Source organism: Marivita lacus (assembly GCF_014637725.1).
Lineage (GTDB): Bacteria > Pseudomonadota > Alphaproteobacteria > Rhodobacterales > Rhodobacteraceae > Marivita > Marivita lacus.
The window spans coordinates 16745-30623 of record NZ_BMFC01000013.1 but is presented as its reverse complement, the minus strand read 5'-3'; the positions used below and the strand labels follow the sequence as shown (position 1 = coordinate 30623).

At 60.2% G+C, this 13879-nt stretch carries 12 protein-coding genes; 9 read left to right on the top strand and 3 right to left on the bottom strand.

Annotation, left to right across the window (positions count from 1 at the left end):
* Positions 1–50: 50 nt before the first annotated feature.
* Both IEV82_RS18730 and IEV82_RS18725 read left to right on the top strand, forming a co-directional pair.
* A complete protein-coding gene (locus IEV82_RS18730) occupies positions 51–2078 on the top strand; it encodes an NADPH-dependent 2,4-dienoyl-CoA reductase (protein WP_188483608.1) in 2028 nt (675 codons plus the stop codon).
* A gap of 86 nt (positions 2079–2164) precedes the next feature.
* Positions 2165–2725 (top strand): type 1 glutamine amidotransferase domain-containing protein, encoded by a 561-nt coding sequence (locus IEV82_RS18725; RefSeq protein WP_188483607.1) that lies wholly within the window; start codon positions 2165–2167, stop codon positions 2723–2725.
* A 54-nt stretch (positions 2726–2779) separates the two neighbouring features.
* On the opposite strand, the gene IEV82_RS18720 is transcribed toward IEV82_RS18725, so the two are convergent.
* On the bottom strand, positions 2780–3223 hold the full coding sequence (locus IEV82_RS18720) for a DUF4399 domain-containing protein (RefSeq protein ID WP_188483606.1): 444 nt from the start codon (positions 3221–3223) through the stop codon (positions 2780–2782).
* A gap of 212 nt (positions 3224–3435) precedes the next feature.
* Here IEV82_RS18720 and IEV82_RS18715 point away from each other — a divergent pair, with 212 nt between their 5' ends.
* The 7 genes from IEV82_RS18715 to lpdA all read left to right on the top strand — a co-directional run bounded on the left by IEV82_RS18715 (position 3436) and on the right by lpdA (position 12542).
* Positions 3436–4341, top strand: a complete 906-nt coding sequence (locus IEV82_RS18715) for a LysR family transcriptional regulator (protein ID WP_188483605.1) — start codon at positions 3436–3438, stop codon at positions 4339–4341.
* A gap of 143 nt (positions 4342–4484) precedes the next feature.
* Positions 4485–5273 (top strand): exodeoxyribonuclease III, encoded by a 789-nt coding sequence (locus IEV82_RS18710; RefSeq protein WP_188483604.1) that lies wholly within the window; start codon positions 4485–4487, stop codon positions 5271–5273.
* Positions 5274–5421: 148 nt separating this feature from the next.
* On the top strand, positions 5422–5676 hold the full coding sequence (locus tag IEV82_RS18705) for a DUF6356 family protein (RefSeq protein ID WP_188483603.1): 255 nt from the start codon (positions 5422–5424) through the stop codon (positions 5674–5676).
* 2 nt (positions 5677–5678) lie between these two features.
* Positions 5679–6470, top strand: coding sequence for a class II glutamine amidotransferase (locus IEV82_RS18700; RefSeq protein ID WP_188483602.1), 792 nt, complete (start codon positions 5679–5681; stop codon positions 6468–6470).
* Positions 6471–6792: 322 nt separating this feature from the next.
* On the top strand, positions 6793–9453 hold the full coding sequence (gene aceE, locus IEV82_RS18695) for a pyruvate dehydrogenase (acetyl-transferring), homodimeric type (RefSeq protein ID WP_188483601.1): 2661 nt from the start codon (positions 6793–6795) through the stop codon (positions 9451–9453).
* A 19-nt stretch (positions 9454–9472) separates the two neighbouring features.
* Positions 9473–10744, top strand: a complete 1272-nt coding sequence (gene aceF / locus IEV82_RS18690; RefSeq protein ID WP_188483600.1) for a dihydrolipoyllysine-residue acetyltransferase — start codon at positions 9473–9475, stop codon at positions 10742–10744.
* Positions 10745–10757: 13 nt separating this feature from the next.
* Positions 10758–12542, top strand: a complete 1785-nt coding sequence (lpdA, locus tag IEV82_RS18685) for a dihydrolipoyl dehydrogenase (protein ID WP_188483599.1) — start codon at positions 10758–10760, stop codon at positions 12540–12542.
* A gap of 53 nt (positions 12543–12595) precedes the next feature.
* Here the strand turns inward: lpdA and IEV82_RS18680 are convergent, their stop codons facing one another.
* Both IEV82_RS18680 and IEV82_RS18675 read right to left on the bottom strand, forming a co-directional pair.
* Positions 12596–13249 carry a ChrR family anti-sigma-E factor gene (locus tag IEV82_RS18680; protein ID WP_188483598.1) on the bottom strand — a complete coding sequence of 218 codons (654 nt, stop codon included), beginning with the start codon at positions 13247–13249 and terminating at the stop codon, positions 12596–12598.
* Between the two features lie 7 nt (positions 13250–13256).
* Positions 13257–13835: a sigma-70 family RNA polymerase sigma factor gene (locus tag IEV82_RS18675; RefSeq protein WP_188483684.1), complete on the bottom strand. Its 579-nt coding sequence runs from the start codon at positions 13833–13835 to the stop codon at positions 13257–13259.
* Positions 13836–13879 lie beyond the last annotated feature (44 nt).

The window sequence follows — 13879 nt, the reverse complement described above, 5'->3', positions numbered from 1 at the left end:
GACACGTCAACTTCGTGCGTGTCAGGTGACGCCAACAGAGGAGTCCTGCCATGACCACATACAAGCATATGCTGGCCCCGCTCGACCTTGGGTTCACGACGCTCAAGAACCGCGTGCTGATGGGGTCGATGCACACCAACCTCGAAGAAACAGGCGACTGGAACCGGGTGGCCGAGTTCTATGCCACCCGCGCGCGGGGCGGGGTGGCGTTGATGGTGACGGGCGGCATGGCACCGAATCGCGAGGGCGGCGTGTTTCCCGGCGCGTCGGGGCTGTTCACCGATCAGGACATTGCCAACCACCGGATGGTCACGGACCGGGTGCATGACGCAGGCGGCAAGATCGCGATGCAGATCCTGCATGCCGGGCGCTATGCCTATGGGAAAGAATGCGTTGCTCCGTCTGCGATCAAATCCCCTATCTCTCCGTTTCCGCCAATCGAGTTGGACGAGGACGGGATCGAAAAGCAGATCAGCGATATCGTGACCGCTGCGAAACGCGCGCAGGAGGCCGGGTATGACGGGGTCGAGGTGATGGGATCGGAGGGGTATTTCCTCAACCAGTTTCTTGTCACCCATACCAACAAGCGTACGGATCGCTGGGGTGGATCGTACGAGAACCGGATGCGTCTGCCCGTCGAGGTGGTGCGCCGCGTGCGCGCAGCGGTGGGGCCTGAGTTCATCGTCATCTACCGGCTGTCGATGATCGACCTCGTGCCGAACGGGTCGACCCACGAAGAGGTCGTGCAGCTTGCTCAGGAAATCGAAAAAGCGGGGGCCACGATCATCAACACCGGCATCGGCTGGCACGAGGCGCGTATTCCGACGATTGCCACCTCCGTGCCGCGCGCGGCGTTTGCTTGGGTGACGAAAAAGCTGATGGGCAAGGTGGGGATTCCGATCATCACGTCGAACCGGATCAACACGCCCGAGGTGGCCGAGCAGGTGCTGGCCGATGGGTGCGCCGACATGGTCAGCATGGCGCGGCCATTCTTGGCCGATCCGGATTTCGTGGCCAAGGCGGCTGCAGGCAAGGCGGCGCAGATTGCGCCCTGCATCGCGTGCAACCAGGCCTGTCTGGATCACACGTTCCAGATGAAAATCTCGTCCTGTCTCGTGAACCCGAAAGCGTGTTTCGAGACCGAGCTGCTTGTTGAACAAACCGATAACCCCAAGCGCGTTGCGGTGGTGGGCGCGGGGCCTGCGGGCCTGTCGGCGGCGATCACGGCGGCAGAGCGGGGTCATGACGTGACGCTGTTCGACAAGGCCGAAGAGATCGGCGGGCAGTTGAACATGGCCAAGCAGATCCCAGGCAAGGAAGAGTTCTGGGGCTTTGTCGAGTGGTACCGGACGATGCTGGATGAAACCGGGGTCACGGTTGTTCTGGGCAAGGCGGTCACGGCAGATGATCTGACGGGCTTTGACGACGTCATTGTCGCAACAGGCGTTCTGCCGCGTGATCCGCAGATCGACGGTCAGGACGGGCCGAACGTTTTGGGCTATGTCGATGTGTTGCGGGGCAAGGCGCCGGTTGGCAAACGGGTTGCGGTGATCGGGGCCGGCGGGATCGGGTTCGACGTGTCGGAATTCCTTGTGCATGAGGGCGAAAGCCCGACCGAGAACCTGCCCGAGTGGATGAAGGAGTGGGGTGTCACCGATCCGGCGGAGGCGCGGTCTGGTCTGTCGCCCGATGGCGCGCAGCCCAGCCCGCCGGCGCGTCAGGTGACGATGCTGCAGCGCAAGGCGGAAAAGCCTGGCAAGCGGCTGGGCAAGACGACCGGCTGGATTCATCGCATGAGCCTGACGATGAAGGATGTGCAGATGAAGGCAGGGGTGAATTACGAACGCATCGACGCCGAGGGGCTACACATCTCCTACGGCGAGGCCCGCGAACGGCCCGAATTGATCGCCTGCGATACCGTTGTCCTCTGCGCCGGGCAGGTGTCGGAACGGTCGCTTGCCGATGCGTTGGAGGCGCGGGGCGTGGCCTGTCACATCATCGGTGGTGCGGATGTGGCGGCGGAACTGGATGCCAAGCGGGCAATCGATCAGGGCACGCGATTGGCAGCGAGGCTCTAGGGAACGTGTTGGCGGGCGATGCGTTGAATGATCAGACGGCGGGGCATCATGCCCCGCTTGGACATTCAACACATCAGGAGGCCTACATGCCTGCAATCAATGACGCGAAGATCCTGCTCATCTCGACCCATGGGTTTGAACAATCCGAACTGGAATTTCCACGCGATCAACTGCGCGCCAAAGGCGCCACGGTGCATGTCGCAACGCTGGATGGCAAGGCGATCAAGGGTTGGGAAGGCAGCGATTGGGGGCGAGAGGCCGATGCGGACGCGAAGATCGCGGATGTCTCAGCCGATGATTACGACGCGCTTGTGATCCCCGGTGGACAGATCAACCCCGATCTGCTGCGCGTGGACAAGGACGTGCTGGAACTGGTGCGGGTGTTTCACGATCAGGGCAAGACGATTGCCGCCGTGTGCCACGCGCCTTGGGTTCTGATTGAGGCCGGTATCCTGAAGGGGCGCGACGCCACGTCCTACCATTCGATCAAGACCGACGTGAAGAACGCCGGTGCGAACTGGAAGGACGAAGAGGTTGTCGTCGATCAGGCGATCGTCACAAGCCGTCAGCCGGACGACCTCAAGGCGTTTGTCGGCAAGATCGTGGAAGAGATCGAAGAGGGCAAGCATCTGCGCAAGGCTGCCTAAGGCACATCGCTCAATGCCAAGATGGAAAGCCGGGCCTGTGCGCCCGGCTTTTTGTTATTCGGTGACGGTGATCGTGATAAGATCGCTGACCACGGGTGGGTTGTGGGGCACGTGGAACTGATCCCCGAGAACCAGTTGGATCGTATGATCGCCCGGTGGCAGATCAAGTGTGGTTTGGGTCTGGCCGCCGCCGAAATGCAGGTGGTTTTCATCGCTCGGTATACCGTTCTGGGCGATTTCCGCATCTCCCTCTGCCTCGCCGAAGGCAGGGCGGTTGAGGTATATGTGATGATGACCGGTGCTTTCCTTTTCGACACCAGCCGGGGCGACGCCCATGCCGCTCAGGCCGAAGATGATGGTGACCGGTGACTGGACGGACGCTCCGTCCTGCAGGTTGACGACGTAGAGTTGTGTGCCTTCGACGGACGGTGTGTCGGCGGCGAATGCGGCAGTGAAGGCTGACACGGCCAGGGCCGCGCCGAAAATAAGGTGATTCATAATAGTCCTCCCAATAAGGCAGTCGCGCTGCCTGGCAGGAAAGGTAGGCCATCGTGTCGCATCGCCCAGTCCGGAGCATCGCGTCGGGCCGCTTTGAGGCTGTTTCCGTGACAAGGACATTGTCCAAGAAAACCCAGATATTGTCGGCAGAACGCCCAAGTCGCGCCTGATTTGACGGACATACCCAATCCAAAGAAACACGAGGAATATGTATGGACCGTCTTACCGAAATGGAGGCCTTTGCCACGGTTGTGGATCAGGGTGGCTTTACCGACGCGGCCAAGAAGATGGGAATTTCGAAATCCGCTGTCTCGAAGCATGTGTCCTCCCTTGAGGCCCGGCTTGGTGCGCGGCTCTTGAACCGGACGACGCGCCGTGTGAGTCCGACCGAGATCGGTCTTGCCTATTACGACCGCGCGCGCCGGGTTCTGAACGATGCAGGTGAGGCGGATGCGCTGGTCACGTCGATGCAGTCCGCGCCTTCGGGCCTGTTGCGGATCAGCGTGGCGACCGATTTCGGGGTCAACCACCTCTCGCCGGTTCTGGGTGAATTCCTGACAGACTTCCCGGACATCACGGTGAACATGGTTCTGAACAACCGCTATGTAGAACTGATTTCCGAAGGGTTCGACATGGCGGTGCGCATCGGAGAGCTGGAGGACAGCACGCTGCGCGCCCGCAAACTGACCGAGACCACCAAGCGCATGATTGCGGCACCGGGGTATTTCGACAAATACGGTCGCCCGCGGCGAATCGACGATCTCAACGAGCACAAGCTCTTGCACTATTCGAACCAGTCCAGCGGCAACGTCTGGAAGGTGACCGCGCCTTCGGGTGAAAAACGCCAGATTCGCACCGCTGGTTGGTTGTCGGTGAATGACGGTCAGTCGCTGCTCAACGCCTGCGTGGCGGGTCTGGGCATCGCTTACCTGCCGTCGTTTCTTTATGCCGACGCGATGGAAAAAGGTCTGGTCGAGGATGCGATGCCCGACCTGCCGATCGACACGCAGGGCATTTATGCCGTCTACCCGCCGGGCCGGTTCACCCAGCCCAAGGTGCGCGCCTTCATCGATTTCCTGGTACACCAGTTCGCCGACAAGGGTCCGAAAGACTGGTAATACGTCCCCCCTCGTCTGTTCGCAGACCACCTTGACGCCCCGGACGCCATAGCCGGGGCGTTTTTTCGTGTCGGTTTCCGGGTTGCGACCGGATGAATGCAGGGGCAGTGTCTGGCGACCTTACCCCCTGCCGGAGCGCTGACATGTCCTTTACCCTTGCCACCTGGAACATCAATTCGGTCCGCCTGCGCGAAGGGTTGGTGGCAAAGCTGATGGCCGAGGAAGGGCCGGATGTGCTGTGTCTGCAGGAGTGCAAGAGCCCGGTCGACAAGATCCCGCTCGAGCAGTTCGAGGCGCTGGGCTACGGCCACATGGTTGCGCGGGGGCAGAAGGGGTATAACGGCGTTGCCATCCTGTCGAAGCTGCCGATCGAGGATTTGGGCGACAAGGATTTCGCCAATCTCGGCCATGCGCGCCATGTTGCCGGGCGGTTGGAGAACGGGGTCACGATCCACAATTTCTACGTACCAGCAGGGGGCGATGTGCCGGACCGCGCGGTGAACGAGAAATTCGGTCAGAAGCTCGATTACCTGACAGAGATGCGCGACTGGTTTCACAGCGAACGGCCCGAGAAGGCGATTCTTGTCGGTGATCTGAACATCGCCCCGCGCGAGGATGATGTCTGGTCACACAAACAATTGCTCAAGGTGGTGAGCCACACACCCATCGAGGTCGAGCATTTCGGCGAGACGCAGGATGCGGGCGGTTGGGTCGATGTCACGCGGCAGGATATCCCCGATGGGCTGCTGTATTCCTGGTGGAGCTACCGTGCTCCGGATTGGGATGCGGCCGACAAGGGGCGGCGGCTGGACCATGTGTGGGCGACGCCGGATATTTCGAACGCCGCGCATTCCAGCCGGGTTCTGCGCGCGGCGCGCGGATGGGAACAGCCCAGCGACCATGCGCCGGTCTTTGCAACGTTTGATCTGTGATGGGTGTCAGGCGTGAGATAATTTCTCACGTTCTTGGATGAATCCGTGAATTTTTCCCAAGAACGGTGACTGGAGGCCTCGTATTTGGGAAACACGCTTTGTGCGGGTCTGGCATTCTGTGGTCAGGCATCGAAACAAGGAGCATGCAATGGCGATTCAAGACACGGAACAGGACGCGCGGCCGGGCTTTCTGCGCGGGTTCATCGACCATCCCGCCAGTGTGAACGAAACCTACCTGCAACATGCGGGCTTTGCTTTTGGGTTCTCGGCGCGGCTGTTCCTTGCGGCCTGCGCCGCGCTTGTCCATGCCGTGATTCCCCCGCTTTTCGAAACCACGGCCAGCCGGATGATCCGCAAGTTGCACGCGCGGATCGAAGCGCGACACAGTCCTTCCGGGCACTGACGATGTGCCGACTTGCCGCCTATCTCGGACCGGCGGTTCCAATCGCGCATGTGGTTGTTGACCCGGCGCATTCGCTTCTGGAGCAGAGCCAGCACGCCAACGAAGCCAAGCTGGCCGTGCAGGGCGATGGATTCGGGTTTGCATGGTATGACGAGGGCGCGGGTCCTGGGCTTTATCGGGATGTCCTGCCGGCCTGGTCGGATGGCAACCTGCTCAGCCTGTGCAAGATGATCCGATCGCCGCTGTTTCTTGCGCATGTCAGGGCATCCACGACCGGCGAGACCACGCGCCTGAATTGCCATCCCTTCGCGCATCGGCGCTGGTCGTTCATGCACAATGGCCAGGTGCCGGATATCGACCGTATCCGCCGCACGCTGGAAGCGTTGTTGCCGGATGACCTGTACCTCGCGCGGCGGGGAACGACGGATTCCGAATTGATCTTTCTGCTGTTGATGGCGCATGGGCTTGAGGATGATCCCGCCGAGGCGGTGCGTGCGGTGGTTGCGCTGCTGAAGGCGCATAGCTGCTACGGGCATGGGTGTGATGCCGCAGTGCGACTGACCTGCTTGATGTCCGATGGCGAGTCGATCCATGCGTTCCGCCACTCCAGCGATGCGTATGCGCCCAGCCTCTATGCGGCGGAAACGCGGGAGGGTGGCTGGATTCTGGCCTCCGAACCGCTTGACCCCGAAACATTGACATGGACGGCGCTTGCGCCCGACATGCTGGTGACCCTGTCCAAGGGCACCTTTGCGCAGACGCCCCTGGCGTTGCCCGTGGCCCACGCCGCCTAGGCGGTTCGGCCGAACCTCCAGCTGACATTACGGTGAAAACGGGCTCTTGCGGGCCCGTGCATTTCTGCTGGCATGCGCAGCGTCAGGATGCCATCGTGACGGGATATGGGGATGTTTTGATAGTGTCTGCGCGACGCGCATTTTTGTTTAGTTTTAAACCATATTGCCATGCACCTGCTGCATGGATGATATGCCGTGACCTTACTGCCTCGGTGGAACCGGGCATGCTAGGAGCGCGTTACGTGGTTAGGCGAAGTTGCGGCCAAGCAATTTGTTTAACGATAAACTAATGGCCCCAGGCCAGACCAAGGGAAGAGGGATTATGAAAGACAGCCCGAATGATATTGACCCGGTCGAATCCCAGGAATGGCAAGACGCGATAGAAGACGTGATCCTTCGGGATGGCGCGGATCGTGCGCATTTCCTGCTCGACAAGGCAGTTCAACAGGCGCGCGCCGCTGGCGCAAAGCTGCCGTTTTCAGCGAACACACCATACCAGAACACGATTGCGCCGGATGACGAGGTCGACATCCCGGGCGACACGGAAATGGAATGGCGCATCCGCACCATCAACCGTTGGAACGCGATGGCGACCGTGGTCAAGCGCAACAAGGTCAGCAGCGAATATGGCGGACATATCGCGTCCTTCGCGTCGTCCGCCGCGCTTTATGATATCGGTCTCAACCATTTCTGGCGGGCGAAATCGGCCATTCATGGCGGTGACCTGGTGTTCTTTCAGGGTCACGTGATCCCCGGCATTTATGCGCGGTCCTTCATGGAAGGGCGCATCAGTGTCGAACAGCTCGAGAATTTCCGCTCCGAAGTGGCGGGCGACGGTCTGAGTTCCTATCCCCACCCGTGGTTGATGCCGGATTACTGGCAGTTCCCGACCGTTTCGATGGGCCTCGGGCCGTTGATGGCGATCTACCAGGCGCGGTTCATGAAATACATGCACAATCGTGGCCATATCGACATGGCCGACCGCAAGGTGTGGTGTTTCCTCGGCGATGGCGAGATGGACGAACCCGAAAGCCGTGGCGCCATCGACCTTGCCTCGCGCGAAGGTCTTGATAACCTGATCTTTGTCGTCAACTGCAACCTCCAACGTCTTGACGGCCCGGTGCGGGGCAATGGCAAGATCGTTCAGGAACTCGAGGGTGATTTCCGCGGTGCCGGCTGGGACGTGATCAAGCTGCTTTGGGGGCGTGGCTGGGATGAATTGCTGGAGCGCGACACCTCGGGCAAGCTGCGCCTGTTGATGGATGAAACCGTCGATGGCGACTATCAGACATTCAAATCCAAGAATGGCGCCTATATCCGCGAGCATTTCTTTGGCAAGTACCCGGAGACTGCCGCGCTGGTCGAAGACTGGACGGACGATCAGATCTGGGCGCTGCGCCGGGGCGGGCATGACCCCAAGAAAGTGTATAACGCTTTCCTGCGGGCCAGCAAAGCCAAGGGCACTCCGACCTGTCTGCTGGTCAAGACGGTCAAGGGCTATGGCATGGGCACGGCTGGGGAAGGCCAGAACACCACGCACCAGCAGAAGAAGATGCAGTTCGACCAGCTCAAGGCGATGCGGGACCGCTTCCAGATTCCGGTGACGGATCAAGAGCTGGAAAAGGACGTGCCGTTTGTCAGCCTGAACAATGCGCAGAAGGCGTACCTCGCGGATCGGCGCAAGGAATTGGGCGGGTCTTTCCCGGTTCGGCATTGGCGCGATGCGGCCAAGCTGGAAATCCCGGCGCTGGAGCAGTTCAAGGGTCAACTTGAATCGACGGGCGACCGCGAGATTTCGACGACGATGGCGTTTGTCCGCATCCTGACCACGCTTTTGCGGGACAAGAAGGTCGGCAAGTACGTCGTGCCGATCGTGCCGGACGAAAGCCGCACCTTCGGGATGGAGGGCCTGTTCCGGTCGGTCGGGATCTACAATCCGCTGGGGCAGAACTATACCCCGGAGGATAAAGACCAGATGATGTTCTACAAGGAGAGCCTTGACGGTCAGGTTCTTCAGGAAGGCATCAACGAAGCGGGTGCAATGGCGGACTGGATCGCGGCGGCAACGTCGTATTCCAACCATGGCGTGCCAATGATCCCGTTCTTCATCTACTACTCGATGTTCGGCTTCCAGCGGATCGGCGATCTGTGCTGGGCGGCGGGCGACAGCCGGGCGCGGGGCTTCATGCTGGGCGGAACTGCCGGGCGGACCACGCTGAACGGCGAAGGGTTGCAGCACGAGGATGGGCATTCGCACATCCTGGCAAGCACCATTCCGAACTGTATCAGCTATGATCCGACCTTCAGCTACGAGGTCGCGGTGATCGTGCAGAACGGTTTGCAGCGGATGTTTGTCGATCAGGAGGACGTGTATTTCTACCTGACCCTGATGAACGAGAACTACCACCATCCCGAAATGCCGATGGGCTCGGAAGAGGGCATCATCAAGGGCCTCTACCGGATGCACAAGACAGCGAAACCCGGCAAGAAGCACGTCAACCTGATGGGGTCGGGAACGATCCTTGTTCAGGCGCTCAAGGCGGCCGAAATGCTCAAGGAGGATTTCGGCGTGACTTCGGACATCTGGTCGGCCACGTCGCTGAACGAGCTGGCCCGCGACGGTCAGGACTGCGCGCGGCACAACCGTCTGAACCCGCTGGCCGAGCCGAAGGTGCCTTATGTGACGCAGCAGCTTGAGGGGGCAAAGGGTCCGATCATCGCGGCGACCGACTACATGAAGAACTTCGCCGAACAGATCCGGGCCTTTGTGCCGGGTCGGTTCACGGTTCTGGGCACCGATGGCTATGGCCGGTCGGACAGCCGCGTGAACCTGCGCCGGTTCTTCGAGGTGGACGCGAACCACATCGCCGCTGCAGCCATGGTCGATCTCTACCGCGAGGGTGCGGTGACCGAGAAAGATCTGAAATCAGCCCTGAGCAAATACGACATCGACGGCGAAAAGCCGAACCCGCGTCTGGTGTGAGCGGGAGGAGAACAAGATTATGACAACCGAAGTAAAAGTACCGGATATTGGTGATTTCAACGACGTGCCGGTCGTGACCGTTCTGGTCAGCGTGGGCGACACGATTGCGGTGGAAGACCCGATTGTTGAGTTGGAATCCGACAAGGCGACGATGGAGGTTCCCTCATCGACTGCCGGCGTCGTGAAAGAGATCAGGGTCAGCGAAGGCGACAGGGTGTCCGAAGGATCGGTCATCCTGATCGTTGAAGCCGATGATTCCAAGGGTGCAGCCAAGGAAGAGCCCAAAGCCGAGAAGAAGGACGACGCCAAGGAAGAGCCCAAGCAAAGCGCTCCGGCCTCTGCGCCTGCGTCGGCCCCTGCCAAGACCGATGCCGGGTTCGGCAAGGTTCATGCGTCGCCATCCGTGCGGGCTTATGCGCGCAGGGTCGAGGTGGATCTGAACAACGTCAACGGGTCGGGCCGCAAGGGCCGTATCCTGCGCGAGGACGTTGAAAAGGCGCTCAAGTCACAGGTTGCGCCTGCGTCTGCCGGTGGTGGCGCTGTGCAAGGTGGCATGGGCATTCCGCCGATCCCGGCCGTGGATTTCTCCAAGTTCGGGCCCATCGAAGAAGTGGAGATGTCCCGGATCAAGAAGATCTCCGGGCCTGCGCTGCACCGGTCATGGCTCAACATTCCGCATGTCACGCATAATGACGAGGCGGACATCACCGATCTGGACAATTACCGCAAGGAAATGGACACGATGGCCAAGGACAACGGCTATCGCGTGACGCTTCTGTCCTTTGTGATCAAGGCGTCGGTCTCGGCTCTCAAGGAACATTGGGAGTTCAACAGCTCGATCCATCCCGACGGTGACAAGCTGATCAAGAAGGATTTCTACAATATCGGCTTTGCAGCGGACACGCCGAACGGTTTGATGGTTCCGGTGATCAAGGACGCGGATCGCAAGGGTCTGGTCGACATTTCCAAGGAATTGATGGACCTGTCGAAAGCCGCGCGCGAGGGCAACCTCAAGTCCAAGGACATGCAGGGCGCGACTTTCACGATCTCGTCGCTGGGCGGCATCGGGGGCACCAGCTTTACCCCGATCGTCAACGCGCCCGAGGTGGCCATTCTTGGGCTGACGCGGTCCAAGATGGCACCGGTCTGGAATGGATCAGAATTCGTGCCGCGCCTGATGCAGCCGCTGTCGTTGTCTTACGATCACCGTGCCGTCGATGGGGCCTTGGCCGCGCGCTTCTGCGTGACGCTCAAGAACCTGCTTGGCGATATGCGCAAGTTGATGTGGTAAGGGAGGCGATCTGATGGATATCAAGGTACCCGATATCGGGGATTTCAAAGACGTGCCCGTTGTCACCATTCTGGTCAGCGTGGGCGACACGGTCAGCGAAGAAGACCCGCTGCTCGAACTGGAATCCGACAAGGCGACGATGGAAGTTCCATCGCCGGCCGCAGGCAAGATTACCGAGATCAAGGTCAAGGAAGGCGATACTGTCTCTCAGGGTGACGTGATCATGGTGTTCGAAGGCGCGGATGCCGAAGACACGACAGCGAAAGACGCAGTCGGTCAGGGAGGCGAGGTCAAGGGCGGCTATGGTGGCCGTGGGTCGCCGCCGCAGTCCGACGCACCGCAAAAGGTCGAAGCGACGGGCACCGCGTCAGGCAAGGGTGATGTACATGCCGAAGTGGTCGTTCTGGGCTCCGGCCCCGGCGGTTACACGGCAGCGTTCCGCGCGGCGGATCTGGGCAAGAAAGTTGTCCTGATCGAAAAGTATCCGTCTCTGGGCGGTGTCTGCCTCAACGTGGGCTGTATCCCGTCCAAGGCGCTGCTGCATGTGGCCAAGGTGATCACCGAGGCCGAGGAGATGGCATCGCACGGGATCAGTTTCGGCAAGCCGAAGATCGACCTCGATGAATTGCGCGACTTCAAGAACGGTGTTGTCGGGCAGTTGACCGGGGGGCTGAGCGGTCTGGCCAAAGGGCGCAAGGTTCAGGTCGTGCAGGGCTACGGGACGTTTACCGGCCCGAACATGATCGAAGTGGTCGGCGACGACGGCAAGACCAATGTCAGCTTTGATCAATGCATCATCGCCGCCGGGTCCGAGCCCGTGAACCTGCCCTTCATCCCGCAGGATGACGAGCGGGTGATCGACAGCACGGGTGCGCTGGAACTCAAGGACATTCCCAAGCGGATGCTGGTCCTTGGGGGCGGGATCATCGGTCTGGAAATGGCCTGCGTCTATGATGCGCTGGGGTCCAAGATCTCGGTCGTCGAATTCATGGACCAGCTGATGCCGGGGGCCGACAAGGACATCGTGAAACCGCTGCACAAGCGGATTGAAGGCCGGTACGAGAACATCTGGCTCAAGACGAAGGTCACGAATGTCGAGGCTTTGAAAAAGGGCATCAAGGTCACGTTCGAGAACGACAAGGGCGAGACCTTTGATGATACGTTCGACAAGGTGTTGGTGGCCGTGGGGCGCAAGCCGAATGGCAAGCTGATCGACGCGGAAAAGGCCGGGGTTGCGGTGGATGAGCGCGGTTTCATCGCCGTGGACAAGCAGCAGCGCACCGGTGTGTCGCATATCTTTGCCATCGGTGACGTGGTTGGCCAGCCGATGCTGGCGCACAAGGCGGTGCATGAAGGCAAGGTCGCGGCAGAGGTTTGTGCGGGTCACAATCGTTTCTTTGATGCGCAGTTGATCCCGTCGGTCGCCTATACCGATCCCGAAGTGGCGTGGTGCGGTGTGACCGAGACGCAAGCCAAGGCGCAGGGGATCAAGTACGAAAAGGGCGTGTTCCCTTGGGCGGCGTCTGGGCGGTCCTTGGCGAACGGGCGGAACGAGGGGATCACAAAGCTGCTCTTTGATCCCGAGGATGACCGCGTGATCGGGGCCTGTATCGTCGGCACCAATGCGGGCGATCTGATCTCGGAAGTGGTGCTGGCCATCGAGATGGGCGCGGATGCGGTGGACCTTGGTCACACGATCCACCCGCACCCGACCCTGTCGGAAACGGTGAACTTTGCCGCCGAGATGTTCGAAGGCACGATCACAGATCTGATGCCGCCGAAGAAGAAAAAGGCGTAAGCGAAAAAAGGGGGCCGATTGGCCCCCTTAATCATCGCAGTGTCGGTTTGCTTTTATATTCCAAGGAACGGCTGCGCGATGCGCGGCACCAAGCCCTTGAACTTCAGCGGTGCGTCGGTGACCGCAAGGCAGATGCAATCTTCGGAGATATCGGCCACCGGAGTGTGGTTGAGATCCTCGGTTGCGACTTCGATATCGCCGCGTCCGAAATACCCGCCGTCGTCCTGGAACGCGCCCTTGAGCACCAGCGTCAGTTCAAGCCCCTGATGGCCGTGATCCGGGATTGCAATGCCTGCGGGGATGTAGAGCAGACGCGCCGTCGCGTCGCGCGATGTCGGCAGGATCGCCTGTTTCACGCCCATACCGGCGGACCGCCAACGAACGCTTTCAAGCCCACCGCCTACGTAATCGCGCAGGGGCGCGGGCAGGACATCATCCTTTGCCGCGTCGGTTTCGGGCTTGGTATGCGTCTGCGTGTTCTGCGCGTGGATCATGTCAAGCACCGCGTTCAGGCTGGTCTTCGACATGTCGGAACTGTCGCAGGTGTCGAGCACCGCACCACCGATGGCATCGTAACTTCCAAGCGCCGCCCGACATTCATCGCAGAGCGAGATATGGGTCGCGACGATCAGGTTGACGGCCTCGGGCAGGTCACCTGCCGAGTAGGCCATCAGAAGGTCGTCTGTAAGATGATGTTTTACGGTCATGTCAGTGTCACTTCATCGAATGGCGCAGTCGCTCCAGCGCCAATCTAATACGGGATTTGATCGTGCCCAGCGGCAGACCCGTCTGATCAGCGATTTCGCTGTGAGACAGTTCTCCATAATAGGCCTTTTCGATCAATTCTCTTTGTTTCTCGGGCAGATCGCGCAAAGCACGACCCAGTTGCTCGCTCTCCTGTTGCAATCCGACCACATCGGCCTGATCAGGTTCTGCTTCCGGTCCCCAAGGCAGCTCCTCGGGTTCGGGGCGACGCTGTTTGCGCAGCACGTCGATTTTCTTGTTCCGGGCAATGGTGAAAATCCATGTCGATGGACTTGCCCGCGTCGCATCATACAGATGCGCCTTGTTCCACACCGTCACGAGCACTTCTTGCGCGCATTCCTCGGCAAGCGCAGAATCCATGCCGGTTCGCATCAGGAATGACTTCACACGCGGTCCGAAATGCCCGAACACCCGTATGAATGCCGCTTCATCCCGCGTATCGCGAACTGCGACAAGGTCGTCCACGAAGGGTACGACGGTGTTTGTTGTTCCTTTAGTCAAAGTCTCGGTTCCGTCCGCGGCTGCCATGCTGGAGTCGCGTATTTTTATCCCATTAGCAACGGGAGAGAACT

Coding starts and splice junctions, on each gene's coding strand:
- IEV82_RS18730 (WP_188483608.1), top strand. CDS start 51: ATGACCACATACAAGCATATGCTGGCCCCGCTCGACCTTGGGTTCACG.
- IEV82_RS18725 (WP_188483607.1), top strand. CDS start 2,165: ATGCCTGCAATCAATGACGCGAAGATCCTGCTCATCTCGACCCATGGG.
- IEV82_RS18720 (WP_188483606.1), bottom strand. CDS start 3,223: ATGAATCACCTTATTTTCGGCGCGGCCCTGGCCGTGTCAGCCTTCACT.
- IEV82_RS18715 (WP_188483605.1), top strand. CDS start 3,436: ATGGACCGTCTTACCGAAATGGAGGCCTTTGCCACGGTTGTGGATCAG.
- IEV82_RS18710 (WP_188483604.1), top strand. CDS start 4,485: ATGTCCTTTACCCTTGCCACCTGGAACATCAATTCGGTCCGCCTGCGC.
- IEV82_RS18705 (WP_188483603.1), top strand. CDS start 5,422: ATGGCGATTCAAGACACGGAACAGGACGCGCGGCCGGGCTTTCTGCGC.
- IEV82_RS18700 (WP_188483602.1), top strand. CDS start 5,679: ATGTGCCGACTTGCCGCCTATCTCGGACCGGCGGTTCCAATCGCGCAT.
- aceE (WP_188483601.1), top strand. CDS start 6,793: ATGAAAGACAGCCCGAATGATATTGACCCGGTCGAATCCCAGGAATGG.
- aceF (WP_188483600.1), top strand. CDS start 9,473: ATGACAACCGAAGTAAAAGTACCGGATATTGGTGATTTCAACGACGTG.
- lpdA (WP_188483599.1), top strand. CDS start 10,758: ATGGATATCAAGGTACCCGATATCGGGGATTTCAAAGACGTGCCCGTT.
- IEV82_RS18680 (WP_188483598.1), bottom strand. CDS start 13,249: ATGACCGTAAAACATCATCTTACAGACGACCTTCTGATGGCCTACTCG.
- IEV82_RS18675 (WP_188483684.1), bottom strand. CDS start 13,835: ATGGCAGCCGCGGACGGAACCGAGACTTTGACTAAAGGAACAACAAAC.